Origin of the sequence: Sphingomonas sp. TX0543 (genome assembly GCF_048565505.1) — a bacterium.
Lineage (GTDB): Bacteria > Pseudomonadota > Alphaproteobacteria > Sphingomonadales > Sphingomonadaceae > Sphingomonas.
The window spans coordinates 2,541,748-2,568,202 of sequence record NZ_JBLZUS010000002.1; the positions used below are offsets into that span (position 1 = coordinate 2,541,748).

The window sequence follows — 26,455 nt, forward strand, 5'->3', positions numbered from 1 at the left end:
ACCGCGATGGCAACCGGACAAGAACATACCGTCAAGGCCTTCGATCAGGATATCGGCCAGCTTCGCGGGCTGATCGGGGAGATGGGCGGCCTGGCGGAACATGCCATCGCGGATGCGATCGCGGCGCTGCAACGCGGCGATCTTGCACTGGCGGGTCAGGTGCGTGAGCGCGACAAGGCGCTGGATGCGCTGGAGGTCGAGGTGGAGCGCACCGCGGTGCGGATCATCGCGCTGCGCGCCCCGATGGCGAACGATCTGCGCGAGGTGGTCGCCGCGCTCAAGATCGCCGGTGTGGTCGAGCGGATCGGCGATTATGCCAAGAACATCGCCAAGCGCATCCCGATGATCGAAAGCGGGAGCCGGATCGAGCCGATCTCCACCCTGCCCGCGATGGCGAAGATGGCCTCCGGCATGGTGCACGACGTGCTCGACGCCTTCGCCGCGCGCGATGCGGAGGCGGCGCTGGAGATCTGCGCGCGCGACGATGCGCTCGACGATTTCTACGACAGCATCTTCCGCACGCTCGTCACCTACATGGTCGAAAATCCCAAGACGATCAGCCAGGTCGCGCATCTGCTGTTCGTCGCCAAGAACCTGGAACGGATCGGCGATCACGCGACCAACGTCGCCGAGATGGTTTATTTTGCCGCCACCGGCACCCGGCTTGCCGATCGAGAGAAGGTGAACAACTGATGGCCCGCGCCCGTATGCTCCTGGTCGAGGATGATGCCAGCCTCGCGGAATTGTTGATCTGGCATTTCAAGCGCGAGGATTTCGACGTCGCGCATACGATCGACGGCGAAGAAGCGCTGTTGATGGCGAAGGAGCAGGTCCCGGATATCGTGCTGCTCGACTGGATGGTCGAGGGCATTTCCGGGATCGAGGTTTGCCGTCGTCTGCGCCGCGCCGCCGAAACCCAGAACGTGCCGATCATCATGCTCACCGCGCGCGGCGAGGAGGAGGATCGCGTCCGCGGGCTGGAAACGGGCGCGGACGATTATGTCACCAAGCCCTTCTCGCCGCGCGAGCTGGTGGCGCGCGTCGGTGCGGTGCTGCGGCGCGTGCGGCCGGGCCTGGCGGGGGAGGCGTTGAGCTATGCCGATCTCGAAATGGATACGGTCGGCCACAAGGTGCGGCGCGGCGGCGAGGTGATCCCGCTCGGGCCGACGGAATTCCGCCTGCTCAAGCATTTCCTCGAGCATCCCGGCCATGTCTTCTCGCGCGAACGGCTGCTCGACAGCGTGTGGGGGCATGACAGCGATATCGAGAGCCGCACGGTCGACGTGCACATCCGCCGGCTGCGCAAGGCGATCAACGAAGGCGGGCGGCAGGATATCATCCGCACGGTGCGGTCGGCGGGCTATGCGCTGGACTCCGGCGGATAAATTTTCCATCCGCTGTCGAACCGCTAGCGAAACGACGGAGCCAAGTTCGCACTCGCGCGTTGGGCGGGTGCGTATCTAAGACGCGAAGTGCGTTTCCTGACAGGAGAATCCCGCATGAAATCAATCCTTCTGGCAGCCGCAGCGCTGCTCGCCACCCCCGCCATCGCGCAGGATCAGTCCACGATGGCGCCGGCCCCCGCCGATTCCACCGCCACCGCACCGGCTCAGACCGACGCCAACGCCCCGGCCCAGACCGGCACGACCGCGCCGGCCCCGATGGGCGGCATGCAGCCCGCCACGCCGGCGATGCAGGGCACGCCCGCACCCGGCTCTAACGTCGTGTTCAAGCCCGCGCCCGATCCCGCGACGGCATTCCCCCCGCCCGCCCCGCAGGAGAGCTACCCGATCTGCAAGAAGGGCCAGTTCGACAAGTGCCAGCAGGCCGGCTCGGGTGACGGCCACGTGAACAAGGGCGGCGCGGCGCACCATGCGAAGAAGAAGCATGCGCGCAAGGCGGCCGCGGTGAAGAAGACGACCACCACGACCACGACCACGACCACAAAGTAAGCGGTCGTCGCGCGCGGGCGGTTGCGCCCGTTTGAATGATGAGTATGGGAAGGCGCTTCATTCGTTTCGAAGGAGCGCCTTTTCCATGACCATCCGTTTCGAAGACAAGGTAGCGATCGTCACCGGCGCCGGCGGCGGCCTCGGCCGCGAATACGCGCTGGAGCTTGCGCGTCGCGGCGCGAAGGTCGTCGTGAACGATCTCGGCGGCGATCGCACCGGAACGGGCGCTTCCGACGCGGCGCAGAAGGTGGTGGAGGAGATCGAGGCGGCCGGCGGCGCCGCGATCGCCAACGGCGCCAGCGTCACCGAATATGAACAGATGACCGAGATGGTGGCCCGCGCGAAGGAAAAGTGGGGCGGCGTCCATATCCTCATCAACAATGCCGGCGTGCTGCGCGACAAGACCTTCACCAAGATGGAGCCGGCGGATTTCGAATTCGTCGTCAAGGTCCACCTGATCGGATCGGCGATGGCCACGAAGGCGTGCTGGGAAACGTTTCGCGAGCAGAATTACGGCCGTGTGCTGATGACCGCCTCCTCGACGGGCCTGTTCGGCAATTTCGGCCAGGCGAATTACGGCGCGGCCAAGCTGGGCCTCGCCGGGCTGACCAAGACGCTCTATCTCGAAGGCGCGAAGAACAACATCAAGGTCAACACGATCGCGCCGGTGGCCGGCACGCGGATGACCGAGGATCTGTTCCCGGAGGAGGCGTTCAAGGCTTTCTCCCCCGACAAGGTGGTGCCGGCGGCGCTGTTCCTCGTCAGCGAGGATGCGCCGACCAACCAGATCGTCGGCGCGGGCGCGGGCGTGTTCCAGGCGAGCTACGTCACGCTGACGCAGGGCAAGTTGCTGACGGGCGACGACCTGTCCGTCGAAGGCGTGCAGAAATACTGGTCCGAGATCACCGACCGCACCGACGAAATCGTGCCGGATTCCGGCGCGGCGCAATCGATGCTGATCGGCAAGAAACTTGCCGGCGGCTGACATCTGACGCCACCCGCCGCGTCGGCTGTGTGCCGGCGCGGCGGGTGCGTTCTCATCCCTCGACCAGTTTCAGCAGGCGCCGCTCGATCGGCGCGAGCACGGGGCCAAGCTCATGCCCGCGCTTCAGCACGGCGCCGGCTTCGTTCACCAATGCCCACATTCCTTGCCGGTTGCGGAGCGCGGGGCGCTTCTCGATGCGATATTCCGGCCGCTCCGCCGCGCGACGGAACGCCGCGAACACCGCCGCATCGCGCCCCAGATCGATGGCATAATCGCGCCAGTGCCCGGCCGCGACCATCCGCCCGTAAAGATCGAGGATGCGGGTCAATTCCTGCCGCTCGAAGCCCACCTGGCTTGGGCGCCCCTGCCCCGGCGCGATCGGAAACGGGGTGACGATCCCCATCAGGCGCGGGTCGCCGCGCGATCGGTGCCGGCCTGCTCGTCCATCAGCGCATCGAGGCGGCGACGCATCGCCTCCAGCTCACAGCGCAGCGATTCGACCTTCTGGGTCGCCGGATCGAACAATTCGCTGCACGGCGTGCCATAGGGCACGAACTTGGGCGCTTCCGCCTGGCCGCCTTCCACCATCGTGGGGCGGGCGGGGATGCCGACCATCACCGCGCCTTCCGACACATCCTTGGTCACCACGGCGTTCGCGCCGACGCGCGCCCGTCGGCCGACGGTGATCGGGCCGAGCACCTGCGCACCCGATCCGATGATCGCCCCGTCGAGGATCGTGGGATGGCGCTTGCCGGCGATGCCGTTGTCCGGGCTGGTGCCGCCCAGCGTGACGCATTGGTAGATCGTCACATCGTCGCCGATCTCCGCCGTTTCGCCGATCACGACGAAGCCGTGATCGATGAAGAAATTGCGCCCGATCTTCGCGCCGGGATGAATGTCGATCGCGGTCATGAAGCGTGACAGGTGATTGACCACGCGCGCGAGGAAGAAAAACCGCGCCTTGTAGAGCCGGTGCGCGATGCGATGCCATGCCAGCGCCCAGACGCCGGGATAGAGCAATATCTCGAACCGCGAATGTGGCGCCGGATCGCGCGCCCGGATCGAATCGAGATATGCCGCCAGTCGGGCCATGCCGTGTCTTCCCCTAGATGGCGGGAATTTAGGCGCTTGTGCGCATGATTTCCAGCGCTGCGCCGCAACCAGGCGTAATCCGCCGGGTTTGCCTTTTACGGGCCAGGCGTTCAGGGTCGCCGTCTCGCGGGAGAAATGGTTTTGGATCTGACACTTGCCGGCGCCGATATGCTGCTGCCGTTCATTCTCGTCGGCTTTGCGGCGCAACTCGTCGATGGCGCGCTCGGCATGGCGTTTGGCATTATCTGCAACACCCTGCTCGTGGCCGTGATCGGCATGCCGCCGGCGCGGGCATCGGCCAATATCCACATCGTCGAGGTGTTCACCACCGCTGTTTCCGGAATCAGCCATTTCCTGCACGGCAATATCGATCGGCGGCTTTTCCTGCGCCTGCTCATCCCCGGGCTGATCGGCGGGGTGAGCGGCGCCTATCTGCTCAGCAATATCGATGCCGGCGTGGTGAAGCCTTTCGTGCTGGGCTATCTCGTGCTTGTCGGGCTGTATCTGCTGTTTCGCGCGGCGAAACTGCGCGAAATCTCGGCCCGGCCGAAGCTGGTGGAGCCGCTCGGGCTGGTCGGCGGCTTTCTGGATGCGGCCGGCGGCGGTGGATGGGGGCCGGTGGTCACGTCGAACCTGCTGGTCCAGGGGATGCAGCCGCGCCGCGTGGTCGGCACGGTGAACGCGGTCGAGTTCTTCCTCACGGCGGCCGTGTCGGCGACGTTCATCTATCACCTCGGCCTGCGCGATTTCGCTGCCGCCACGCTCGGTTTGCTGATTGGCGGGATCGCCGCCGCGCCGCTTGGCGCGGTGATGGCAAAGCGCATCCCCACGCGGGTGATGCTGGTGCTGGTCGGCGTCGTGCTGACCCTGACGAGCAGCTACGGCGTGTGGCACGCGCTGCGCGGCTGACCGGGCGAGAACCGCCTCGCCCGGCCCGCGCCGATCAGGCGGTGACCGCGTGGACGGTCGCCACGGCCTTCATCACGCTCGCGATCCGCGCGGCGGTCTGGATCGCCTCGGCGGTGACGCCCGCCTTCTTCAACACCTGCTCGTGCGCGTCGATGCACATCCCGCAGCCGTTCATCGCGCTGACCGCCAGGCTGAACAGCTCGAAATCGACCTTGTCGATCCCCTTCGCACCGATCACGTTCATGCGGAGCTTGGCGGGCATCCGCGCATATTCGTCGTTACCGGCAAGGTGGGTGAAGCGATAATAGACGTTGTTCATCGCCATCACCGCCGCCGCCGCGCGCGCCGCGTTCGCCGCTTCGGGCGAGAGCTTGTCGGCGACTTCCGCCTCGGTCGCCTCGACCAGCGGCTTGTGGCCCGAGCCGTGCGCGCAGGCGAGCAGCGTGCCGTATTTGCGCTGATCGTTCAGCACCGTCTCATTGAGCAGCGAGCCGACGTTCAGCCGGATGTCCTTGGCGAAATCGGGCAAGCTGCCCGCGAATTCCTTGAGCGCCATGCTCTGTCTCCTGAAGGCATGAGAAAGGGCGCGAAACCGCGACTGGTCCCGCGCCCCTTCGACAGTCCGGCGGTTACGCCGCGATCTTGAGGACGTCGTCGCCCTTGTTCCAGTTGCACGGGCACAGCTCGTCGGTCTGCAGCGCATCGAGGACGCGCAGCGTTTCCGCCGGGTTGCGGCCGACGTTCAGCCCGTTGACCTGCACCGCCTGGATCACATTGTCCGGATCGACGATGAAGGTGGCGCGGAACGCAACATGCTCGTTCCTGTCGAGGATGCCCAGCGCCTCGGCCAGCTTCGCGCCGTTATCCGCCAGCCACGGAAAGTCGGCCGCGGCGAGATCGGCGTCGGACTTGCGCCATGCCAGGTGCACGTGCGCGGTATCGGTGGAGGCGCCGATCAGCACCGCGTCACGATCCGCGAAATCTTCCTTGAGCTGGGCGTAGCCGACGATCTCCGTCGGGCAGACGAAGGTGAAATCCTTCGGCCAGTAGAACAGCACCTTCCACTTGCCCGGATAGGCGGTGGTGAGATCCAGCGTCTCGCCGGCGGGGAGCGCGTCGGTGCCCTGCTGGACGGGAACGGTAAGGGCGGGGAACTTGTCGCCGATGGTCAGCATGTGGTGTTGGCCTCTCTGGTTGGAATCCGGGCCTTCCGCACATCCTCATCCTGATTGTTACGCGGGCGATCCGATCGCCTCTCTCGCAGACACCGATATAGGCCTTCGCCTGATCGATCCAATAGGCTATTCCGCACGCCTCAATCGATAGAGGCGATCAGTGGCCCAGACCTACCTTCCCACGCTGAAGCAGCTTCAGTATCTGATCGCGCTCAAGGATCATGGCCATTTCGGCCGGGCGGCGGAGAGTTGCTTCGTCACGCAATCGACGCTCTCGGCGGGCCTTCGCGAGCTTGAGGCGCTGATCGGGGTGACGCTGGTGGAGCGTACGCGCCGCGTGGTGCGCTTCACGCCGCTTGGCGAGCGGATCGCCACCAAGGCGCGCACGGTGCTGCGCGAGGCGGAGGAACTGGGCGACATGGCGCGCGCTGCTGGACGGCCGCTATCGGGCGAGATGCGGATGAGCGTGATCCCCACGATCGCCCCGTTCCTTTTGCCCCATATCCTGCCCCGGCTGCGCGCGGACTATCCCGATCTCAAGCTGTTCCTGCGGGAGGAGCCGAGCGCCGCCGCGTGCGAATCGCTGCACAACGGGCGGGCGGATTGCGTGCTGCTCGCGCTGCCCTATGCCTGCGGCGACGTGGCGACGCAGGCGCTGTTCGACGATCGGCTGTTCCTCGCCTTCCCCGATGGCGAGTTGCCCGGCCTCGCCACGCCGATCGCCGCCCGCGATATCGACGAGACGCGGCTGCTGCTGCTCGAAGACGGCCACTGCCTGAAGGAACACGCCCTTGCCGCATGCAATCGCCCGGAATTGCGCGCGGAGGCGCAGATGCTGGGCACCTCGCTGCACACGATCGTGCAGATGGTGGACAATAATCTCGGCGTGACGATGCTGCCGGAGATGGCGCTGAAAGCCGGTATCCTCGATCATACCAGCATTCGCGCCCGGCCGCTGGCCGGCGATCATCCGGTGCGGACGATTGCGCTCGCCTGGCGCCGCGCCTCGCCGCGCGAACGCGATTTCCTGCTGCTGGCCGAGGTGCTGGCGGAGCATCGCTGACCGGCGCTGTCAGCCGATCAGGGGCGGCGCCATCTGTCCGCCGCGTTCGTGTCGCCCTCGCGCTGCTCCACCCAGCGGGCGCTTTCCCCGCGCCGCTCGCGCTTCCAGAACGGCGCATCGGTTTTCAGCCGATCGATCAGGAAGGCGCATGCCTCCAGCGCGGCGCCGCGATGCGGCGCGCAGGTGCCGACGAACACGATCCGCTCCCCGGGCCGCATCGGGCCGACGCGGTGGACGATCGACGCCGCGGCGAGGCTCCAGCGCGCGACCGCTTCCTCCGCGAGCCGCGTCAGCGCCGCCTCGGTGGCGCCGGGATAATGTTCGAGCATCAGTTCCTCGACGCCATCATCCGCGCGGACCACCCCGGTGAAGGTCGCGACCGCCCCGCCCTGCTCGACGCGCTCGTGCTCGGCGGCAAGATCGATCGGCACGGGCGAAACGCGGACGTGGATCATCCGCCCGTCACCGGGGGAAACAGCGCGATCTCGCGCGCGCCCGCGATGCCCGCCTCGAACGGCACGAATGCCTGATCGACCGCCGCCCGCAGCTTGCCGCGATCGGAAAAGGCGGCGGCATGCCCGGGGCTGCGATGCGCCAGCCACTCGACCAGCGCGGCAACCGTCTCCACGCCGGCGGGCGGATCGATCAGCTCTTCGCCCACGCCGATCTGCTCGCGGATCCAGGCGAAATACAGGACGCGCATCAATCCATGTGCTTCAGGCCGACGCGCAGGTAATCCCAGCCCGTCACGATCGTCAGCGCCGCCGCGCCCCACAATGCGATGAGGCCGACCAGTTTCACCCATGCTTCGCCGGGAAGCGCCCCGGCAAGGATCAGCGCGCCCAGCGCCACCAGTTGCAGCGCCGTCTTCCATTTCGCCAGCCGCGAGACGGGCACGGAAACCTGAAGCTGCGCCAGAAATTCGCGCAGGCCCGATACGGCGATCTCGCGCAGCAGGATGATGCTGGCGGCGATCACGTGAATGCCGAAGATATCGCGCGTCGCGACCAGCATCACGATCACCGCGGCCACCATGATCTTGTCCGCGATCGGATCGAGGAAGATGCCCAGCCGCGAAACCGCGCCCTGCGCGCGCGCGAGATAGCCGTCGAAATAATCGGTGATGCCCATCAGGCAATAAAGCCCGAAGGCCAGCCAGTAGCCCGCCGTCCACGCCGGCCACCACAGGCACGCGACGAGCAATGGCACCGCGACGATCCGCGAAAGGGTGAGCAGATTCGGCACGGTCAGCATCGCGACGGGATTTAGGCCCGGCGGCGCGGCATCGCAACGGCCAGCGGCGTCACGCGCGCGTCATATCAATCCCACAGGCATGTTTAGCGGTTGGCGTCGGTCCCCACGCTGGGCTATGCCCCGCTCGTAATCCAGCCACAGCGGGGCTTATCAAGCGTTATGATCAATGCCCTCGGGCTTCTGAAGCGTCGACGTTTCCTGCCGCTTTTCTCCACGCAGTTCCTGGGGGCGTTCAACGACAACCTGTTCAAAACGGCGATGGTGTTGTTCGCCACCTATGAGATTTTCGCCGATCCGCGCCAGGAAAGCTTCTTCAATGCGCTCGCCGCCGCGCTGTTCATCATCCCGTTCTTCCTGCTGTCCGCGCTCGCGGGGCAGATCGCCGACACGACGGACAAGGCGCGGATCATCCGTTATGTGAAGGTCGCGGAATTCGGCATCATGGCGGTGGGCAGCGCGGGGCTGCTGCTCGCGCGTGCGGGCATCCCCACGCTGCCGGTGATATTGATGCTCACGGCGGTGACGGGGCTTGGCGTCCATTCCACCTTCTTCGGCCCGATCAAATACGCGATCCTGCCGCAGCATCTTTCGGAGGATGACGTGCTCGGCGGCACCGGCCTTGTCGAGGCGGGCACCTATCTCTCGATCCTGATGGGCACCGTGCTCGCCGGGTTCATCTATCATTCGGTGGTGCTGGTGGCAGTGTTGACCTTCGCGGTCGCGCTGGCTGGGTATCTCACCGCGCGGCAGGTGCCGCCCGCGCCCCGGCTCGGGCCGCCGCTGACGATCGATTACAATCCGTTCCGCGCCTCGTGGCGGCTGATCGGCGGGACAATGCATATCCCGCGCCTGTTCCTGGCGATCTGCGCGATCAGCTTCTTCTGGACGATCGGGTCGGTGCTGGTGGTGATCTTCCCGCCGCTGGTGAAGAACCTGCTGACGTCGAATGCCAGCGTCGCCAGCCTGGTGCTGGGGATCTTCTCGATCGGCGTCGCGATCGGATCGGTCGTCATCAATCTGATGCTGCGCGGCCATATCTCCGCGAAATACTCTCCCGCTTCGGTGATCGCGATGGCGGGCGCGGTGCTCGCTTTCTGGTTCTCGCTGCGCGGCTGGCAGCCGGCGCCCGCGGGCACGCTCTATGGCGTCGCGGATTTCATCCATCATCCGGGCGCGGCGTTCGTGCTATTATCTCTCGTAGGCGTAGCCGTCTTCGGCGGCATGTTCGTCGTGCCGCTATACGCTTTCCTTACCACCACAGTGCCCAAGGATCAGACCGCTCGCACCGTGGCTGCAAATAACGTCGTCAACGCAGGAGCGATGACGATTGGCTCTGTATTAGTCGCGATGCTGACTGCGCTGGGCGTGACCGCGAACGATCTTCTGCTGGCGATCGTGGTTATGTGTTTCATATCGGCATGGCTTGCACAAAAGCTGCACCTAGCCTGTGACTAACGGGCGCTAACTGATCTGCACCCAGGTCGGCGCGTGATCGCTGGCTTTTTCGTAGCCGCGGTAATAGCGGTCGACGCCCGCATCGACCAGCCGATCGGCGACTGCAGGGCTGAGCAGCAGGTGATCGATGCGGAAGCCATGATCCTGCCGCCACGCGCCGGCCTGATAATCCCAGAACGTCCAGATGCCGCCCCTCGGATGACGCGTGCGAACCGCATCCGTCCACCCCTGCGCGAGGAGCGCGCGATAGGCCGAGCGGCTTTCCGGCTGCATCAGCGCATCGCTGGCCATGGCACGCACCGAGAACACGTCGTCGTCATTGGGGATCACGTTGTAATCGCCCGCCAGCACCGCCGGCATCTCCTCCGCCAGCAGCGCCCGCGCGCGCGTCGCCAGCCGCTCCATCCACCGCAGCTTGTAATCGAATTTCGGCCCCGGCCGCGGATTGCCATTGGGGAGATAGATCGACGCGACGACCAGCCCGCCAACCTCACATTCCAGATAGCGGCTGTGCTCGTCCTCCGGCTCACCCGCCAGCCCGCGCTGGCGCTCGACCGGATCGGCGCCGCGCGCAAGCACCGCAACGCCATTGAACCCCTTCTGCCCATGCCAAAGCGCGCCATAGCCGGCCGCGCGGATATCGGCCTCGGGAAAGGTTTCGTCGCTCGATTTCAGTTCCTGAAGGCAGACGACATCGGGCTTCTGCTCGCTGAGATATTCGATCAGGCGCGGCAGGCGCGCCTTGATGCCGTTCACATTATAGGTGACGATCTTCACGCGCGATCAGACCGAGAAGCTGGTGCCGCAACCGCAACCGGAGGCGGCGTTCGGGTTCTCGACCTTGAACGCCGCGCCGCCCAGCGACTCGACATAATCGACCGACGCGCCGCGCACGAGATCGAGGCTGACGTCATCCACCACCAGCCTTACGCCATCGGTTTCCGCGATCGCATCACCATCTTCCGGCGCGTCGGCAAACCCGAAGCGATACTGGAAACCGGAACACCCGCCCCCCTCCACCGAAAGCCGCAGGATCGCAGGCTTTCCCTGTTTAGCCGCGATAGCCGCGACGCGCGCGGCCGCAGACGGAGTGAGCGCGATATCGGATGCGATGCTTGCCATAGCAGCGAGATAGGCCGTGCCGCCCCGCTCGGCAACCGGCGGCAGGCGCGTGAAGCACCTGCCGCCCGGCCGCTCAGGCGATATCGAACCGGTCGAGGTTCATCACCTTCGCCCACGCCTTCACGAACGCATCGACGAACTTCTTGCCCGCATCGTCGGTGGCATAGGCCTCCGCGAGCGCGCGAAGCTGCGCGTTCGAGCCGAAGATCAGATCGACCCGCGTGCCCGCCGCCTTCTTTTCGCCCGACACACGATCACGCCCGACGAACGTGCCATCGCCGGCGGCCTCCCATTTCAAGGTAGTCGCGCCTTTCAGCAGGTTGACGAAGAAATCGTTGGTGAGCGTTTCACGGCGATCGGTGAACACGCCGAGATCGGAATCGCCATGGTTCGCGCCCAGCACGCGCAGGCCGCCGACAAGCACCGTCATTTCGGGCGCGGAAAGCGTGAGCAGATGCGCGCGATCGACCAGCAACTCCTCCGCCGACATGGAGCTTTCCCCGCCCACATAATTACGGAAACCGTCGATCGTCGGCTCCAGTGGCTCGAAGGAATGAGCATCGGTCTGCTCGGCGGTGGCATCGGTGCGGCCCGGGGTGAACGGCACGGTCACGTCATGCCCCGCCTTCTTCGCCGCCGCCTCGACTGCCGCATTGCCGCCCAGCACGATCAGATCGGCAAGCGAAACCTTCTTGCCGCCGGCGTTGAAATCGCGCTGGATCGCCTCAAGCTTCGTAAGCGCGCCGGCAAGTTCGGCCGGCTCGTTGACCGGCCAGTCCTTCTGCGGCGCAAGCCGGATACGCGCGCCATTCGCGCCGCCGCGCTTGTCCGAACCGCGGAACGTGGATGCGGACGCCCATGCCGTCTTGACCAGTCGGGAGATCGACAGCCCGGACGCCAGGATTTTCTCCTTGAGCGCCGCCGCGTCGGCCGCATCGATCAGCGGATGATCGGCCGCCGGCACGGGATCCTGCCAGATGCGCGGCTCCGCCGGAACTTCGGCCCCGAGCAGCAGATTGTGCGGCCCCATGTCGCGATGGGTCAGCTTGTACCAGGCTTCGGCGAACGCTTTCGCGAAGGCATCGGGATTCTCATGAAAATGGCGAGAAATCCGGCCGTATTCGGGATCGAAGCGCAGCGAGAGATCGGTCGTCAACATCGTCGGGCGATGCTTCTTCGATGGATCGTGCGCATCCGGCACGGTTTCGGTCGAATCCTTCGCTACCCATTGGTGCGCGCCGGCGGGGCTTTTCGTCAGCTCCCATTCGTGCTCGAACAGGTTCCTGAAAAAGCCATTGCCCCATTGGGTGGGCGTGTCCGTCCAGGTGACCTCGAGCCCGCTGGTGATCGTATCGCCGGCGTTGCCGGAACCATAGCTGTTGGCCCAGCCCAGCCCCTGCAACTCGATTCCCGCGCCCGCCGGCTCCGGCCCGACATATTGATCGGGCACCGCCGCGCCATGCGTCTTGCCGAAGGTATGGCCGCCCGCGATCAGCGCCACCGTCTCCTCATCGTTCATCGCCATCCGGGCGAAGGTTTCGCGGATGTCGTGCGCCGCCGCGACCGGATCGGGATTGCCGTCCGGGCCTTCCGGATTCACGTAGATCAGGCCCATCTGCACCGCCGCAAGCGGATTGGCGAGGTTGCGTTCGCCCGAATAGCGGCCGTTCGATTTGTCGCTGGTGGCGAGCCATTCGCGCTCCGGGCCCCAGCGTACATCGGCTTCCGGCTCCCAGATATCGACCCGGCCACCGCCGAAGCCGGCAGTCTCGAAACCCATTGATTCGAGCGCGCAATTTCCGGCGAGAATCAGCAGATCGCCCCACGACAGCTTGCGACCGTATTTCTGCTTCACCGGCCACAGCAGCAGCCGCGCCTTATCCAGATTGGCGTTATCCGGCCAGCTGTTGAGCGGGGCGAAGCGCTGCGTGCCATGCCCGCCGCCGCCACGCCCGTCACCGATCCGGTAAGTGCCGGCACTGTGCCAGGCCATGCGAATGAACAGCGGGCCGTAATGACCGAAATCCGCCGGCCACCAATCCTGCGATTCGGTCATCAGCGCAAAGATATCGCGCTTCACCGCCGCCAGATCGAGCGACCTGAACTCCGCAGCATAGTCGAAATCCTCGCCCATCGGATCGCCCGCTGGCGGGTTCTGATGGAGAACGGAAAGATCGAGCATGTTCGGCCACCACAGCCGGTTGGTCATCTCGAACAGGACGGCTTCGCCCTCAAGCTTTCCGCCGTTCATCGGACATTGTGCTTCTGCGTTCATGGCTTTTCCGCTCCTGCGTTTTGATTTCTCAATCTGGCAGCGGATGATTGCGCGCGTCTGACAGACTGTCCAATCGCTAAATTCCCTCATAGTGATCGACTGACGGCCTCATCGGGCGACGCGCGGGAAATTCTCGGCCCGCTATCGACGGCGGACGCTAGTTGCGGCAGGTTCGGCCCCGCATGCATGTTCGTATCGATCGGCGCCTTCCGCTATTGCCGGCCTTGCTGGCCGCAGTCTCGCTTGCCGGCTGTCACCGCAAGGCGCCGGTGCCGCCTCCCCCCCGCCTCGAAACCCCCGTGCAGTTGCCGGAGGCGCCATCCAGCATCGTCGTGCCGATCAGCGCGCAGCTGAGCGATCTCGAGCGTTCGCTGAACCGCGAGGTGCCGCAAACCCTGTGGTCGATCGACCGCGTCGAGGAGCGTTGCGTGCCGGCGCAGCGGCTGAAGGTGCTCGGCAAACGCGTGAAGGTCACGCCCGATCTTGGCTGCCGGATCGTCGGCACGGTGCGGCGCGGGCGCATCACGCTGGGCGGCAGCGGCCAGAACCTGCGGCTGACCCTCCCCGTATCGGCGACGATCAGCGCGGAAAATGTCGGCGGGATCATCCGCCGCGAAACCGCGACCGGCGCCGCCACCGTGCGCGGCAATGTCCGCCTCGACATCCGGCCCGACTGGACGCCGACCGCGAAGGTCTCGATCAATTATGACTGGACGACGCCGCCGGGCGTGAACCTGCTCGGCAAACGCATCACGTTCGTCGACAAGGCCGACGCCAAACTCGCCGAGGTCGTCGCCAAGCTGGAGCGCGATCTGCCAAAGCAGCTCCGCACGCTGAACCTGCGCGACGACGCGGCGCAGGCGTGGCGAAACTCCTTCACGTCGCTGCAGCTGAACCGGGAAAACCCGCCGGTATGGCTGCGCATCGTGCCGACGCGGATCGGCTACAGCGGCTATCAGGTACGCGGGCGGGTATTGGAACTGACCGTCGCCGCGCAGGCGCTGACGCAGACCTTCGTGGGCAATCGCCCGAAGGATCCGACGCCCACGCCGCTCCCCAATCTCGTCCGCCAGGCGAATCCGCCTCACCTGGCGTTCCAGGTGCCGGTGCTTGCGGATTACGCGCAGCTTGAGCCCGTGCTGGCGCGGGCGCTGGCAAAGCTCGCCGCGCGCGGGATCGTCATCCCGAAAGCCGGGCCGGTCGACGCCAAATTCAGCGATATCACGATCTACGCGACCGAGGGAAACCGGCTCGCGGTGGGGATAACGGTGAAGGCGAAGCTGAAAAGCGGCTTCATCGACGCGACGCACGGCCGCGTGTGGCTGACCGGGATGCCCTATAACGCCGCCAACTCCGAAGAAGTCGAAATCCGTGACCTGCGCTTTGCCGCAAATACCGACCGCGATACCGTCAACCTGCTCATACAGCTTTTCGAGACGCCGGCTGTGACGGAGGTGATCCGACAGTCGCTGACACAGAATTTCGCGAAGGATTACGCCAAGGTGCTGCGCTCCGCCCGCACTGCGATCGCCGAGCGCCGGCAGGGCGATTTCATCCTGCGGGCCGACATCGGCGACGTGACGCATGGGCGGGTCTTGCCCACCGGCCCGGGGCTGTTCATGCCGGTGCAGGCCTTTGGCAAGGCGACGATCACCTATCGCCCGCGCGTCAGCGCCATACCCTAGCGGCCGCGCGCGCGAGACATCGCGTCCAGGCTCCAGCTACCCGGACCTGCAAAGACCAGATAGAGGAAAACGAAGCAGAACAGGATCGCCGCATCTCCGCCATTGCCGCCGGGCCAGAACCCCTTCGGCGCATGCGCACCGAAATAGGCGAACGCCATCTGACCGGCGCAGATAAAGGCGGCGAGCCGGGTGAAGAACCCCACAGCGATAAGCACGCCGCCGATGATCTCGATGACGGCGGCGACGATCAGGATCGTGGGCAGCGGGCTCGGCGCACCGGGCTGTGCCAGCGGGAAGGCAAAAAGCTTCATCAACCCGTGTTCCATGAACAGCAGCGCCGCCATGATCCTCAGGATGCTCAACATATATGGTCGCCATGCGGCGAGCGTCTGTTCCATCGCCCCCTCCTGTATCGTCACGCCGGCCTTTCCGGCGCGACGAACCTATAGCAGGAAAGTCCAGAAGCAGATGAAGAAAGCCGTGAAGCTCAGTACGAACAGCTTCAGATCCTGATCGTCGTCGCGCCGCGCGGGCAGCGCGGGCACGGGCGGCAGCGAGCGACGAAATGGGTGTCGCGCGGCTTCGTTGGTGAGGACGAGTTGTCGTTTCATAGCGTGGGGTTAACGCGTCGTTTACGATTTCGGCCATGCGCAAAAAGCGTTAACGCGGCACTGTCCCGGCGTGACACAGGAGGAACGACGATGCCGCTATACGAATTTCGCGGAAAACGGCCCGATTGCCACGCATCAGCCTGGATAGCGCCAAGCGCCGACCTGATCGGGGACGTCACGCTGGGTGAGGAAACGAACGTCTGGTTCGGCGCGGTGATTCGCGCGGACAACACCACGATCGCGGTAGGCGCGCGCAGCAATATCCAGGATGGTGCGATGCTCCATTCCGATCCCGGCGCGCCGTGCACGGTGGGCGAGGATTGCACCGTCGGCCATCACGCGATTCTGCACGGCTGCACCGTTGGGGACCGGGCGCTGATCGGAATGGGCGCGATCGTGCTCAATCATGCCGTGATCCCGGAGGATTGCGTTGTCGGCGCGGGTGCGCTCGTAACCGAGGGCAAGACTTTCGAGCCCGGCAGCCTGATCGTCGGATCACCCGCGAGAGCCGTGCGGGCACTGGATGATAACGCGATCGCCTTCCTCAAGGTGTCCGCGCAAAGCTATGTCGGCAAGGCGCGCGAAGCAGCGAGCGATCTCAAGCGGATCGATGCCGAATAAGTCGCCGCGAGCCAGTAGACAGATGGTAACGGCGTTGACATAACGCAGGTTATGTCAACGCCAGCCATCCTTTCCCGCTTGCGGCTTCCGATCATCGGCTCCCCGCTGTTTATCATTTCCGGCCCCGATCTGGTGATCGCGCAATGCAAGGCGGGAATAGTCGGGTCCTTTCCGGCGCTGAATGCGCGACCGCAGGGATTGCTCGACGAATGGCTGCACCGGATCACCGAGGAACTGGCTGCGCATAACCGCGCTCATCCGGATCGCCCCGCCGCGCCGTTCGCTGTCAATCAGATCGTCCATAAATCGAACGACCGGCTCGAGGCGGATCTGGCTACCTGCGAAAAGTGGCAGGTGCCGATCACGATTACGTCGCTCGGCGCGCGAGAGGAACTCAACCAGGCCGTCCACAACTGGGGCGGCATCGTCTTTCACGACGTGATCGACGATCGTTTCGCCCACAAGGCGATCGAGAAAGGCGCAGACGGGCTGATCCCGGTCGCAGCCGGTGCCGGGGGCCATGCGGGGCGCCTCTCCCCGTTCGCGATCGTCAGCGAGATCCGCCAGTGGTTCGACGGGCCTGTCGCCTTGTCCGGATCGATCGGCACCGGCGACGCGGTGCTCGCGGCACAGGCGATGGGCGCGGACTTCGCCTATATCGGCTCGCCCTTCATCGCGACGGTCGAGGCCAACGCCGATGAGCGATACAAGCATGGCATCGTCGAGGGGCGCGCCAGCGACATCGTTTATTCAAACCTCTTCACCGGCGTGCACGGAAACTACCTGCGTGGCTCGATCGTCGCGGCGGGGCTCGATCCGGACAATCTGCCCGAGGGCGATTATTCAACCATGAACTTCGGGCAGGATAACCAGCCCAAGGCGAAGGCGTGGCGCGACATCTGGGGCTCGGGCCAGGGCATCGGCGCGGTGAGCGAGATCGAGCCAGTCGCCGATCGGATCGACCGGCTGGAACGGGAATATCGCGCCGCCCGCCAACGGCTGGCGCTGTCGCCAGCCTGAGCACCGGCCAAGGGGCGCGCCCGATTCCAGCCGCCCCTTCTTTTTATATTCAGCGTTCGGCTCTGGCTGTCGTCGCCCGGTGCTTCCACGTTCAGGCTGGCGGCGGCGTTTATTATCATCGCCGCTTGCATATTCGCTGTCCGCTCGCGCTAATTTCGCACGCGATAGCACCGGCACCTGGATAGACAGCCCAGCGCGCACGCCCGCCCGCGAACGGACGTGCGCAAATGAAAGCGCGTCAGAACGCCAGGGACAAGCGATCGAGCATGCGGCGGGCGGGGCTTTCGTCCGGCAGGCCAACAAGCTGCGCGGCATCGAGGCGTGAAACGCGGCGATGCAATTCGATGCTCGACGCGATCATCTGCCGCGCCTGTTCCGGCAGGTCGCGCAGCAACCCGGCATCGGTTTCCGGCGCCTGGCCAAGACGCCGCGACGGATCGAGCGCATCGCGCGGCGCAAGCTCGCCCTGCTGCACGGCGCGCTGCGTCAACAGCCAGGCGATGACATGCATCAGCCGCGTCGTAACCTTCAGCGATTCGCAGGAGAAACTGACGCGCATCATCGGCGGCAGGGTCTCGCGCTCGACGCGGCCGCCCTCGTCGAAATAGCTGCGTGCCTCGTCGGCAAGCAGCATCGCTTCGGTGTAAAGACCATCGATCAGCCGGCGGTGAACCGCCGAATCATATTGCCCCGCGAACATAAGAAACCGTGGCAGATTTCGCAGCGCTCCGCCATGTGGCAACGCGTACACCCCTAGCGATCACGTCCCAAAAAAAGACCCCGCCGTTTCAGGCGATGATGTCCGGGATCAATTGATCCTCGAGCGAGGCGATTTCATCGCGCAGCCGCAATTTCCGCTTCTTGAGCCGCGCCATCTGCAACTGATCCACCGTACCGGAACTGCCCAGCGCGACGATCGCAGCGTCGAGATCGCGGTGCTCCATTCGCAACGTGTTCAACCGTGTCGCTATTTCGCTGTCGTCCACCCGAGCGCCCTCCGCAAAGGACCGTAGCAGAACCGGCGCGGCCATGGATGACAATTTATCGTATCGCCCGCGTAATATCCCGGCCTCGCAGTCGTCGGTCGAAACCAGCGATTTCGATGGCGACTTTTCATCGATTCGATGATTTACTTCCAAGTCCCGTTAACCTGACCAAGGAGGTTCCTGTCATGCAGACCGCGCATCTTTCGGCTCTTGAGGCCAAACATGCGGTGCTGGACCGGCGCATTGCCGAGGAAGAGCATCGTCCGATGCCCGACACATTTCTGGTTGCGGATCTCAAGAAACAGAAATTGCGCGTGAAAGAGGAGATATCCCTGGCGCACTGAAGCCCAAGATCGGGCGCCCCCTGCGGGCGCCCTTTTCATGTCAGCCTATCTGCCGCGCCACCGTCTTTCGCGTCGTGGCGCCATATGGGGGTTTAAGCCCCGCGAGCTTCGCCACATCGAGTCGCGCCTGTTTGAACACGCTCTTGCCGTGGCTGAACGTGATGAAGCCATCGCGCCCGTGATAGGCGCCCATCCCTGACGGGCCCACACCGCCGAACGGCAGATCCTCCATCGACACGTGAAACACCACATCATCCAGAGTTACGCCGCCTGAAATCGTGCGATCGAGCACGCGGCGGCGCTCGTCCGCGTTCGGACCGAAATAGTAGAGGCCGAGCGGCCGATCGCGACGGTTCACTTCGCCGATTGCGCTTTCAATCCCGTCATAACGGCGCACCGGCAGGATCGGGCCGAAAATCTCTTCCTGCATGAGCGTCATGTCATCGGTCACGTCGCGGACGATATGCAACGGCATCTTACGCGAATTGGTGCTGGAGAAATCCTCGCCCGCCGGATTTACGACGTCCACGGTCGCGCCCTTCGCCCGTGCGTCGTCGATCCAGGCGTTGAGCCGCTGATAATGCCGGTCGTTGACGATGCTGGTGTAATCCGGGTTGCTCAGCAGCGTTGGATACATCGCACTCGCGGCGCTTTTCAGGCTGTCGACCAGGTCGGCTTCACGTTCTGACGGAACCAGCACGTAATCGGGCGCCAGGCAGATCTGCCCGGCGTTGAGCATCTTGCCCAGCGCCACGCGCTGCCCGACCTGTGCCAGATCGGCGCCCTTTCCCACGATCACAGGCGATTTTCCGCCCAGTTCGAGCGTCACCGGCGTCAGATTGTCTGCTGCCGCATGAAGGATATGCTTTCCGATCCCGGTAGCCCCCGTGAACAGCAGATGATCGAACGGCAGCTCGGCGAACGCCTTTCCCACATCCGGCCCGCCCGAGATGAACGCGAGTTCGGTACGATCAAAATATTCGCCGACGATCTCCTCGAACAGCGCGGCGGTGGCTGGCGTATATTCGCTCGTCTTCACCATCGCGCGATTGCCCGCCGCGAACACGCCCGCGAGCGGCGCCATCACCAGGTTCACCGGGAAATTCCAGGGCGCGATAACGCCGATCACCCCTTTAGGCTGATATTCCACCCAAGCGCGCGCGCCGAGCAGCCCGAGCGGAAATTGCAAAGGGCGGCGATCGCGACGCGCCCAGCGATCGAGATGCTTGATCGCGTGCCTGAGCGGCCCGATCGATCCGGCGATGTCCGTCACCATCGTCTGGTCGGGGCTGCGGTGCCCGAAGTCCTCGGAAAGCGCGTCGCAGAAACGCGCGGCATGATCCCGGATCATGGCGATCGCGCGCTTCAGCCGATCCTTGCGCAACGACAGCGGCTCGGGCAGCGCCGCCATGAAGCTCGCACGTTGCGTCGCAAGTATGTCCTGCATCCTTACCCCTCCTGCTATTTTTTAGCGCAGCCGATCAGGCCGCCCAGCGGCACCACGATACCATCCTTCTCGCTACGGTCGATCCTTAACGTCGCGCCGGTGACGAGCGCGCCATCGGTGAGGTCCGCGCGCTGCGCGATGGTCATCTCGAGTGTCACGCTGACATCGCCCAGCCGATATTCGCTGACCGGCGCGAAGCCGAGCACACTGCCCTCGCCGTGCTGCGCGACCCTCGGATAGTCCATGACCGCGCCGTCAAGCGAGAGCCGGATGCGGCCCGGCTCCGCCGCAGCCATCGCGGCAAGCGCACGCGTCGACCCGCCGGTGAAAAGATAGGCAGCGCATCCCTGCGCCGGCAACGACTGTGGTGGGAGAGCGCCAAGCGGCAGACCGTCGATCGGCGCAGGCGGCGCGGCGAGAAGCGCGAGAGAGAGCGCGATCATGCGCCCAAGCTTATCATCATCAACCACGCTGGATAAGCCGCGATTGCGAGAAACGCGCCGAACGGCACTTTCGTATCGGCGGCGATGACGTGCCCACGCGCGTAATCGAACAGCGCCAGCCCCAGCCCGATCATCGCGGCGAACAGCAAGATCGCGGGCAGAAGCCTCCAGCCGAGCCACAACCCGATCGCGCCGAAAAGCTTGGCATCGCCGCCGCCCAGCCCTTCCCGCTTGCGGATGAGTCGATACGCCCTCGCGATCACCCAGAGGCTGCCGAACCCGACGATCCCGCCGATCACCCGATCCTCCAGCCCGGGCGCGACGCCTGACGCGCCGGCGCAAAGCCCCACTGCCGCCAGCGGGAGCGTCAACGCGTCGGGGAGCCAAAGATTGGCCGCATCCAGTGCGGCAAGCGTCAGCAGCAGCCACCCGAACATCGCGCCCGCGGCCCCGGCCATGCCGGGCGCGACATAGCCGGAAAGCGCACCGATCGCCGCGCAGCCAAGCTCGATCTGCCAATGCCGCGCGTCGATCCTGGCCCCGCAATCATGGCATCTGCCGCCCAGCGCCAACGCGCTTATGAGCGGAACAAGCGCACCTGCTCGAAGCGTTTTCCCGCAGCAATCGCACGCCGACCGCCCCGAAGTGACACGACGCCCCTGCGGCCACCGGATCACGATCGTCGCGAGAAAACTGCCGGCAATCGCGCCAGCCATTCCGAGCCAGATCGGAAACGCCCAGTCAGGCAGCGGGATAAGGGACGACATCGCTACACCCTATAGTTTGAAAAGTGCGCCGTCGCGGCCTAGATCGCGCTCAACTCAACGGAGCACTGCAAAGATGGCCACCGATCCCGTCGTAATCCTTTCCTATGCCCGCACTCCGATGGGCTCGTTCCAGGGCAGTCTTGCCGGCGCGTCCGCGACCGAACTGGGCGCTACCGCGGTGAAGGCAGCGGTCGAGCGCGCTGGCGTATCCGGCGGCGATATAGAACGCATCTACATGGGCTGTGTGCTTCCCGCAGGCCTTGGCCAGGCGCCGGCACGTCAGGCAGCGCTCAAGGCCGGCCTGCCGCAATCGGTGGAGGCCACTACCGTCAACAAGATGTGTGGGTCCGGTATGCAGGCCACGATCATGGGCGCGGAGGCGCTCGCGGCCGGCACTGTCGATATGATCGTGACGGGCGGCATGGAGAGCATGACCAATGCGCCGTATCTGCTCCAGAAGCACCGCTCCGGCGCGCGCTTGGGCCACGATCGCGTGATGGATCACATGTTCCTCGACGGTCTCGAAGACGCCTATGAGCCGGGCAAGGCAATGGGCGTATTTGCGGAGGCCACGGCCGGCGAATATCAGTTCACCCGCGCCGCGCAGGACGATTATGCCGTCGCCTCGCTCACCCGGGCGCAGTCGGCGCAGACGTCGGGCGCGTTCGATCGCGAGATCGTCGCGGTCGAGGTGAAAGGGCGCAAGGGCGTAGAGACGGTCGACAAGGACGAGCAGCCGCTGAAGGGCGATGCCTCGAAGATTCCGAACCTGAAGCCAGCGTTCGCCAAGGACGGCACCATAACCGCGGCCAACGCGTCATCGATCTCGGACGGCGCGGCCGCGCTGGTGCTGACGCGCGAGAGCGTGGCAGCGGACAAGGGACTGAAGCCGGTCGCGCGAATCGTCGCCACCGCCGCGCATGCCCATGAGCCGGCGAAGTTCACCACCGCACCGGTAAACGCGATCAGGAAGGCGCTGAACAAGGCGGGCTGGAACGCCGCCGATGTTGATCTGTTCGAGGTCAACGAAGCGTTCGCCTGCGTCTCGATGATCGCGATGCGGGATTTGGGGCTGGATCATGCCAAGGTGAACGTGAACGGCGGTGCCACGGCGCTGGGCCATCCGATCGGCGCATCCGGCGCGCGCATCATCGCCACGCTGGTCGCCGCGCTTCAGAATCGCGGCGGGACAAAGGGCGTTGCGGCGCTCTGCATTGGTGGCGGAGAAGCAACGGCCGTGGCGCTCGAACTGATCGCCTGAACTGAGCCCGCCTCCGCCATCCACCCGGGGCGGCGGCGGCGGGATCAGACCTTGGCCCGGAACGGCGTGAAATTGGTGTGACGGTCATAGACGTCCACGCCCTCGCGCCGTTTCAGGAAACCGACCACGGCATAGGTGAACGGGGTCAGCAGCACCTCCCATGACACCTTGAGCACGAACTGGCTCAGCATCACCAGCAACATGGCATGTACCGGCCAGTCCGGCGCGCCGAAAAAGGCCAGCGGGTAGAAGATCAGGCTGTCCACCCCCTGCCCCACCACCGTGCTGCCGATAGTGCGCGTCCACAGGTGCCTGCCCTCCGTCCAGATCTTCATCTTGGCGAGAACGAAGCTGTTGGCGAATTCACCCGCCCAGAAGGCGCAGATCGATGCGGCAACGATCCGCGGCACCTGCCCGAAAACGCTTTCGTAGGCGGCCTGGCCGGTCCATCCCGCATCGGGCGGCAGCTTCACCACCACCCACGACATGAACACCATGAACAGCATCGCGCCGAAACCGGCCCAGATGCAACGCCGCGCGCGGGCATAGCCGTAAACCTCGGTCAGCACATCGCCCAGCACATAGCTCACGGGGAAGAACAGGATGCCCGCCCCGAAGGGCCACGGCCCGATCCATGGCAGATCGATCACTGCGCGCTTGCCCGCACCGATCACGTTCGACAGCAACAGGATGGTGACGAACGCCGCCATTACGAAATCGAAATAACGGAAATGGCCGCCAGCCACCGCCTGCGCATCCACCGCTTGCAGCGGTTCGCTCTCGTCCCCATTCATGCTGGCGATGATGCAGCCTGTTTCGCGGATCCGCAATCCGCGCTAGGCGATCGCGGTGCGCGCCCGTAGCTCAGTTGGATAGAGCACGAGCCTTCTAAGCTTGGGGCCGCAGGTTCGAATCCTGCCGGGCGCGCCATTTCTGTATCCTTTGCACGCTAGGTTGCGCCTACTTTGCAGAAGGTGTGTCGATCCGTTCCTGCTGGAATCGGGAATTATCCTGCGTATATCATGACTTGAGACCGGTCGGTCACGCATCGGTTGAATCTCCACTCGTTCGCCACACGCCGTCGCTGCGCGGCCAACCGTCACGAACCTCTGGGGCCGGTGGCAACGCCAATCGGCTGACCAGCCTCCATCCCCTTTATGCTCCGCACATAACACCAACCCCCGCCGAGCCAGGCCGACGGGGGTTCGTCATCGCGCGCTATGGCGCAATTCAGAGCACGCGCGTCGGGCGGCACGCCTCGTAGAGGAACCAGCTGCGGCGCTCGGTCTCGTCGATGTAGTTCTCGAGCAGGCTCGCGGTCGCGACATCGGAATATTCGTCGCACAGCTCATGGACGCGGCGCATCTCGGCAACCAGCTGCCTGTTGTCACCCTGCAGTTCCGCAAGCATGTCCTGCGGATCAACATACTCGGCGTTGTTGTCGAGGATGCGCTGACGGCCGGCGATGTCCGAGATCGAGCGGATCGTGTTGCCGCCGATCTTGCGGGCCCGCTCGGCAAGCACGTCGGTCATCGCGAAGATCTGGTCGCCCTGGTCGTCGAGCATCAGATGGTAGTCGCGAAAGTTCGGACCACTCATGTGCCAGTGGAAGTTCTTGGTCTTGAGATAGAGCGCGAACACGTCGGCCAGCAGGCCGGCGAGCCCCGCCGAGATGTCGCGGGTGGCGTCGCTTCCAAGGTCGGTCGGGGTCGCGAGGAAATGCTCGCCGATCTTCGCCGTCTTCTCCAGGACAGTCATGGTCCGTCTCCATTCTCGAATCCGCGGATCAGCCCGCCAGGTCGAGATAGACGGGCGGACCGTAGCCAAGGATCATACGGAGGTTTGGGGCATACTTGGGTTCAGGTCCGCCGCGCATCGGCGAACTCGGCCTGCGCACGTTCCTCCGAGGCCGCCGGCCACACACCCGTCGTCAGCTCCGACAAGGATGGGTCTGACTCCGCGCTCGATCGCGCGCTTGTGGATGCCGACGTCGAAGCGGGCCGAAAGCGAGCAGACGAAACAACCGCGCTTTCCGTTCCTGATGCCTCGGATGGTCGCCGGTGCGGCCTCGCTCGTCTCTCGGCTCTTAGTGTACGAACCACCTCATCGGATGAGCGCCTGCCGGTCAGCGCACCCTAGCGCACCGGATTCGATCATGCCGAGGACACGATCCAGCTACCCCAGCGACCTAAACTTGGCCGCTTCGATTCTACCCACCCAGCTTCCTGCGTAGTCGCGGGATCACGAAGTCCAGAAACGCCGAGACCCGGCGCGGCGGCCGGGCGCCGCCCGTGTGCAGCACACCGATCTCCTCCTCGTCATGCGGGACGGCATCCGAAAGCACCTCGACCAAGCGCCCCGCTCCCACGTCATCGCGGACATGGAAATCGGCGAGACGGGCGAGCCCCACGCCGGCGAAGCACATGGATCGGACGATCTCCCCCTCGTTCGCCAGCAGCGATCCGGCAACCTTGCGATCGACGATCCGCGATCCTTCGCGCATCGGCCAGACCGGCGCCGCGCGTCGGAAGTTGAAACCCAGGCAATTGTGCCGAAGCAGGTCGTTGGCCGACATGGGCTCGCCGTGACGGGCGATGTAGTCCGGGCTGGCGACGATCAGCCGGCGGGCCGCACCGAGACGCTGGCCGACCAGACTGGAATCGACGAGGCCCCCGACGCGGAACGCGACGTCGGTGCGGTCGAGATAGAGATCGACCACCTCGTCTGTGAACGACAGGTCGAGCGTGATCTCTGGATGCGCGTCCCAGAAGACCGGCAGGATCGGCAGCAGGACCAGACGACCAAAGGCGACCGAGGCGTTCACCCGGACCGTGCCGCGCGCGGTGCTTCCGCCTGCACCGATGTCCCGCTCGACCGCGTCGAGCTCTGCCAGCAGGTTCCGCCCGCGCTCGTGCAGCTCGGTCCCCTCCAGCGTGAGCGCAAGCCTGCGGGTGGAACGCTCGAACAGGCGGACGCCGAGGCGCGTCTCCATTCGGGAAACCAGCTTGCTGATCGTGGACGGCGTCTTTCTCAGCACGCGCGCCGCCTCGGAGAAGCTCCCGCTCTCCGCAACCCGCACGAACACCTGCAGCTCGGTCGTCCTCTGATCCATGCTATCTGTGAAAACACATCACAGATGATGTGGCAATCATGTGGATTATCATTGTCCGGCCGATGGGCCATCTTCTCGTGCCTGTAACCGGGGAACGGACGTGTATCTGCAGCTGAACGGGAAGAGTGCGCTCGTCACCGGCGCCACCGCAGGCATCGGGCTCGAGATCGCGCGGAAATTGTCCGTCGAGGGTGCGGCCGTCACGATCTGTGGCCGCAACCGCGAGAAGCTCGATGCGGCCGCGGCCGATATCGGAGCAAGCGCCGTGCTCGCCGATCCCGCGACGGCCAAGGGTGCGGCCGCACTCGTCGAAACGCTCCCCGAGGTCGACATCCTCGTCAACAACCTCGGCATCTACGAGTCCAAGCAGTTCGCCGACATCACCGACGACGACTGGATGCGCTTCTACGAGGTCAACGTGCTGTCCGGCGTTCGCCTCGCCCGAGCATATTTCCCCGGCATGATCGCGCGGAACTGGGGACGCATTATCTTCATCGCCAGCGATTCCGCCCTCGTCGTGCCGCCGGACATGATCCACTACGGCATGACCAAGACGGCGCAGCTCGCGATCGCCCGCGGCCTCGCCGCCGCGACCAAGGGCACGCGCGTGACGGTCAACTCGGTCCTGCCCGGCACGACGCGTTCTGAAGGCATCACCGACTTCCTCAAGAGCGTGTCGGAGGATCCCGACGCCCCGGCCGAGGCGATCGAGCGGGAGTTCTTCGCCAAGGAGCGCCCGACGTCGCTGCTGCAGCGGATGATCGAGCCCGAGGAAATCGCATCGCTCGTCACCTACGTTGCGAGCCCGCTGTCGTCCGCCACCAACGGGGCGTCGCTGCGCGTCGATGGCGGGGTCGTGCCGACCATCGGGTGACG

The 26,455-nt window shown here is 65.1% G+C and carries 33 protein-coding genes and 1 tRNA gene; 14 read left to right on the top strand and 20 right to left on the bottom strand.

Going from position 1 to position 26,455, the window contains the following annotated elements; translation table 11 throughout:
- Window positions 1-6: 6 nt before the first annotated feature.
- The 4 genes from phoU to ACM61V_RS12780 all read left to right on the top strand — a co-directional run bounded on the left by phoU (window position 7) and on the right by ACM61V_RS12780 (window position 2,937).
- Entirely contained in the window at window positions 7-693 is a 687-nt protein-coding gene (gene phoU, locus ACM61V_RS12765) for a phosphate signaling complex protein PhoU (protein WP_137788105.1), read from the top strand.
- Window positions 693-1,385 (top strand): phosphate regulon transcriptional regulator PhoB, encoded by a 693-nt coding sequence (gene phoB / locus ACM61V_RS12770; protein ID WP_137788106.1) that lies wholly within the window; start codon window positions 693-695, stop codon window positions 1,383-1,385. Before phoU ends, phoB begins: the two co-directional genes overlap by 1 nt.
- 114 nt (window positions 1,386-1,499) lie before the next feature.
- A complete protein-coding gene (locus ACM61V_RS12775; protein WP_212742229.1) occupies window positions 1,500-1,952 on the top strand; it encodes a hypothetical protein in 453 nt (150 codons plus the stop codon).
- A gap of 85 nt (window positions 1,953-2,037) precedes the next feature.
- Window positions 2,038-2,937 (top strand): SDR family NAD(P)-dependent oxidoreductase, encoded by a 900-nt coding sequence (locus ACM61V_RS12780; RefSeq protein ID WP_137788107.1) that lies wholly within the window; start codon window positions 2,038-2,040, stop codon window positions 2,935-2,937.
- A 52-nt stretch (window positions 2,938-2,989) separates the two neighbouring features.
- On the opposite strand, the gene ACM61V_RS12785 is transcribed toward ACM61V_RS12780, so the two are convergent.
- Together ACM61V_RS12785 and epsC are read right to left on the bottom strand one after the other, a co-directional pair.
- Window positions 2,990-3,340, bottom strand: coding sequence for a DUF2794 domain-containing protein (locus tag ACM61V_RS12785; protein ID WP_137788108.1), 351 nt, complete (start codon window positions 3,338-3,340; stop codon window positions 2,990-2,992).
- Window positions 3,340-4,029: a serine O-acetyltransferase EpsC gene (epsC, locus tag ACM61V_RS12790; RefSeq protein ID WP_137788109.1), complete on the bottom strand. Its 690-nt coding sequence runs from the start codon at window positions 4,027-4,029 to the stop codon at window positions 3,340-3,342. Before epsC ends, ACM61V_RS12785 begins: the two co-directional genes overlap by 1 nt.
- 135 nt (window positions 4,030-4,164) lie before the next feature.
- Between epsC and ACM61V_RS12795 the strand changes: the two genes are divergently transcribed.
- Complete coding sequence (locus ACM61V_RS12795; RefSeq protein WP_137788110.1) at window positions 4,165-4,938, top strand: sulfite exporter TauE/SafE family protein; 774 nt, start codon at window positions 4,165-4,167, stop codon at window positions 4,936-4,938.
- 34 nt (window positions 4,939-4,972) lie between these two features.
- On the opposite strand, the gene ACM61V_RS12800 is transcribed toward ACM61V_RS12795, so the two are convergent.
- Together ACM61V_RS12800 and ACM61V_RS12805 are read right to left on the bottom strand one after the other, a co-directional pair.
- Window positions 4,973-5,494: a carboxymuconolactone decarboxylase family protein gene (locus ACM61V_RS12800; RefSeq protein ID WP_419714048.1), complete on the bottom strand. Its 522-nt coding sequence runs from the start codon at window positions 5,492-5,494 to the stop codon at window positions 4,973-4,975.
- 73 nt (window positions 5,495-5,567) lie between these two features.
- On the bottom strand, window positions 5,568-6,113 hold the full coding sequence (locus ACM61V_RS12805) for a peroxiredoxin (RefSeq protein ID WP_137788112.1): 546 nt from the start codon (window positions 6,111-6,113) through the stop codon (window positions 5,568-5,570).
- 160 nt (window positions 6,114-6,273) lie between these two features.
- On the opposite strand from ACM61V_RS12805, the gene ACM61V_RS12810 reads away from it, so the two are divergent.
- Window positions 6,274-7,176: a hydrogen peroxide-inducible genes activator gene (locus ACM61V_RS12810; RefSeq protein WP_137788113.1), complete on the top strand. Its 903-nt coding sequence runs from the start codon at window positions 6,274-6,276 to the stop codon at window positions 7,174-7,176.
- 17 nt (window positions 7,177-7,193) lie between these two features.
- On the opposite strand, the gene ACM61V_RS12815 is transcribed toward ACM61V_RS12810, so the two are convergent.
- Genes ACM61V_RS12815 through pgsA form a run of 3 tightly spaced genes read right to left on the bottom strand, consistent with a single transcriptional unit; the run spans window position 7,194 to window position 8,430 of the window.
- Window positions 7,194-7,631, bottom strand: a complete 438-nt coding sequence (locus tag ACM61V_RS12815; protein WP_137788114.1) for a molybdenum cofactor biosynthesis protein MoaE — start codon at window positions 7,629-7,631, stop codon at window positions 7,194-7,196.
- Window positions 7,628-7,879 (bottom strand): molybdopterin converting factor subunit 1, encoded by a 252-nt coding sequence (gene moaD / locus ACM61V_RS12820; protein WP_137788115.1) that lies wholly within the window; start codon window positions 7,877-7,879, stop codon window positions 7,628-7,630. Before moaD ends, ACM61V_RS12815 begins: the two co-directional genes overlap by 4 nt.
- Window positions 7,879-8,430, bottom strand: coding sequence for a CDP-diacylglycerol--glycerol-3-phosphate 3-phosphatidyltransferase (gene pgsA / locus ACM61V_RS12825; protein WP_137788116.1), 552 nt, complete (start codon window positions 8,428-8,430; stop codon window positions 7,879-7,881). The genes moaD and pgsA overlap by 1 nt, the downstream gene beginning before the upstream one ends.
- Window positions 8,431-8,589: 159 nt before the next feature.
- On the opposite strand from pgsA, the gene ACM61V_RS12830 reads away from it, so the two are divergent.
- Entirely contained in the window at window positions 8,590-9,885 is a 1,296-nt protein-coding gene (locus ACM61V_RS12830; RefSeq protein ID WP_137788117.1) for an MFS transporter, read from the top strand.
- A 6-nt stretch (window positions 9,886-9,891) separates the two neighbouring features.
- Here the strand turns inward: ACM61V_RS12830 and xth are convergent, their stop codons facing one another.
- From xth to katG, 3 genes are all read right to left on the bottom strand, one after another.
- Window positions 9,892-10,662 carry an exodeoxyribonuclease III gene (gene xth, locus ACM61V_RS12835; protein ID WP_137788118.1) on the bottom strand — a complete coding sequence of 257 codons (771 nt, stop codon included), beginning with the start codon at window positions 10,660-10,662 and terminating at the stop codon, window positions 9,892-9,894.
- Window positions 10,663-10,668: 6 nt separating this feature from the next.
- A complete protein-coding gene (gene erpA, locus ACM61V_RS12840) occupies window positions 10,669-11,007 on the bottom strand; it encodes an iron-sulfur cluster insertion protein ErpA (RefSeq protein WP_137788119.1) in 339 nt (112 codons plus the stop codon).
- Window positions 11,008-11,080: 73 nt separating this feature from the next.
- Window positions 11,081-13,282, bottom strand: a complete 2,202-nt coding sequence (gene katG / locus ACM61V_RS12845; RefSeq protein ID WP_137788120.1) for a catalase/peroxidase HPI — start codon at window positions 13,280-13,282, stop codon at window positions 11,081-11,083.
- Between the two features lie 182 nt (window positions 13,283-13,464).
- On the opposite strand from katG, the gene ACM61V_RS12850 reads away from it, so the two are divergent.
- Entirely contained in the window at window positions 13,465-14,967 is a 1,503-nt protein-coding gene (locus tag ACM61V_RS12850; protein ID WP_137788121.1) for a DUF4403 family protein, read from the top strand.
- On the opposite strand, the gene ACM61V_RS12855 is transcribed toward ACM61V_RS12850, so the two are convergent.
- Both ACM61V_RS12855 and ACM61V_RS12860 read right to left on the bottom strand, forming a co-directional pair.
- Entirely contained in the window at window positions 14,964-15,365 is a 402-nt protein-coding gene (locus tag ACM61V_RS12855) for a DoxX family protein (protein WP_419714049.1), read from the bottom strand. The two genes, ACM61V_RS12850 and ACM61V_RS12855, sit on opposite strands and share 4 nt — an antisense overlap.
- A gap of 45 nt (window positions 15,366-15,410) precedes the next feature.
- Window positions 15,411-15,578: a hypothetical protein gene (locus tag ACM61V_RS12860; RefSeq protein WP_171007668.1), complete on the bottom strand. Its 168-nt coding sequence runs from the start codon at window positions 15,576-15,578 to the stop codon at window positions 15,411-15,413.
- Window positions 15,579-15,668: 90 nt separating this feature from the next.
- Between ACM61V_RS12860 and ACM61V_RS12865 the strand changes: the two genes are divergently transcribed.
- Complete coding sequence (locus ACM61V_RS12865; protein ID WP_137788123.1) at window positions 15,669-16,199, top strand: gamma carbonic anhydrase family protein; 531 nt, start codon at window positions 15,669-15,671, stop codon at window positions 16,197-16,199.
- 51 nt (window positions 16,200-16,250) lie between these two features.
- Window positions 16,251-17,219, top strand: a complete 969-nt coding sequence (locus ACM61V_RS12870) for an NAD(P)H-dependent flavin oxidoreductase (protein ID WP_137788124.1) — start codon at window positions 16,251-16,253, stop codon at window positions 17,217-17,219.
- Between the two features lie 238 nt (window positions 17,220-17,457).
- Here the strand turns inward: ACM61V_RS12870 and ACM61V_RS12875 are convergent, their stop codons facing one another.
- Window positions 17,458-17,919, bottom strand: a complete 462-nt coding sequence (locus tag ACM61V_RS12875) for a DUF1465 family protein (RefSeq protein WP_137788162.1) — start codon at window positions 17,917-17,919, stop codon at window positions 17,458-17,460.
- An 88-nt stretch (window positions 17,920-18,007) separates the two neighbouring features.
- Window positions 18,008-18,205, bottom strand: a complete 198-nt coding sequence (locus tag ACM61V_RS12880; RefSeq protein ID WP_137788125.1) for a YdcH family protein — start codon at window positions 18,203-18,205, stop codon at window positions 18,008-18,010.
- A gap of 185 nt (window positions 18,206-18,390) precedes the next feature.
- Here ACM61V_RS12880 and ACM61V_RS12885 point away from each other — a divergent pair, with 185 nt between their 5' ends.
- Window positions 18,391-18,549: a YdcH family protein gene (locus ACM61V_RS12885; protein ID WP_137788126.1), complete on the top strand. Its 159-nt coding sequence runs from the start codon at window positions 18,391-18,393 to the stop codon at window positions 18,547-18,549.
- A gap of 40 nt (window positions 18,550-18,589) precedes the next feature.
- On the opposite strand, the gene ACM61V_RS12890 is transcribed toward ACM61V_RS12885, so the two are convergent.
- The 3 genes from ACM61V_RS12890 to ACM61V_RS12900 are packed head-to-tail and all read right to left on the bottom strand — an operon-like array spanning window position 18,590 to window position 21,206.
- Complete coding sequence (locus ACM61V_RS12890; protein WP_137788127.1) at window positions 18,590-19,996, bottom strand: coniferyl aldehyde dehydrogenase; 1,407 nt, start codon at window positions 19,994-19,996, stop codon at window positions 18,590-18,592.
- 14 nt (window positions 19,997-20,010) lie between these two features.
- Window positions 20,011-20,439 (bottom strand): hypothetical protein, encoded by a 429-nt coding sequence (locus ACM61V_RS12895; protein WP_137788128.1) that lies wholly within the window; start codon window positions 20,437-20,439, stop codon window positions 20,011-20,013.
- On the bottom strand, window positions 20,436-21,206 hold the full coding sequence (locus ACM61V_RS12900; RefSeq protein ID WP_171007669.1) for a prepilin peptidase: 771 nt from the start codon (window positions 21,204-21,206) through the stop codon (window positions 20,436-20,438). Before ACM61V_RS12900 ends, ACM61V_RS12895 begins: the two co-directional genes overlap by 4 nt.
- Window positions 21,207-21,279: 73 nt before the next feature.
- On the opposite strand from ACM61V_RS12900, the gene ACM61V_RS12905 reads away from it, so the two are divergent.
- Complete coding sequence (locus tag ACM61V_RS12905) at window positions 21,280-22,467, top strand: thiolase family protein (protein ID WP_137788129.1); 1,188 nt, start codon at window positions 21,280-21,282, stop codon at window positions 22,465-22,467.
- A 44-nt stretch (window positions 22,468-22,511) separates the two neighbouring features.
- Here ACM61V_RS12905 and ACM61V_RS12910 read toward each other — a convergent pair whose 3' ends face one another.
- On the bottom strand, window positions 22,512-23,261 hold the full coding sequence (locus tag ACM61V_RS12910; RefSeq protein ID WP_137788130.1) for a queuosine precursor transporter: 750 nt from the start codon (window positions 23,259-23,261) through the stop codon (window positions 22,512-22,514).
- A 59-nt stretch (window positions 23,262-23,320) separates the two neighbouring features.
- Here ACM61V_RS12910 and ACM61V_RS12915 point away from each other — a divergent pair.
- Window positions 23,321-23,397 (top strand) — tRNA-Arg (locus tag ACM61V_RS12915).
- Between the two features lie 300 nt (window positions 23,398-23,697).
- Here the strand turns inward: ACM61V_RS12915 and ACM61V_RS12920 are convergent.
- Window positions 23,698-24,225 (bottom strand): Dps family protein, encoded by a 528-nt coding sequence (locus ACM61V_RS12920; RefSeq protein ID WP_137788131.1) that lies wholly within the window; start codon window positions 24,223-24,225, stop codon window positions 23,698-23,700.
- Between the two features lie 451 nt (window positions 24,226-24,676).
- The gene (locus ACM61V_RS12925) at window positions 24,677-25,579 is read right to left on the bottom strand and encodes a LysR family transcriptional regulator (protein WP_419714050.1); all 903 of its coding nucleotides are present in this window, start codon (window positions 25,577-25,579) and stop codon (window positions 24,677-24,679) included.
- Window positions 25,580-25,679: 100 nt separating this feature from the next.
- Between ACM61V_RS12925 and ACM61V_RS12930 the strand changes: the two genes are divergently transcribed.
- Window positions 25,680-26,453: an SDR family NAD(P)-dependent oxidoreductase gene (locus tag ACM61V_RS12930; protein WP_137788133.1), complete on the top strand. Its 774-nt coding sequence runs from the start codon at window positions 25,680-25,682 to the stop codon at window positions 26,451-26,453.
- Window positions 26,454-26,455: the final 2 nt, after the last annotated feature.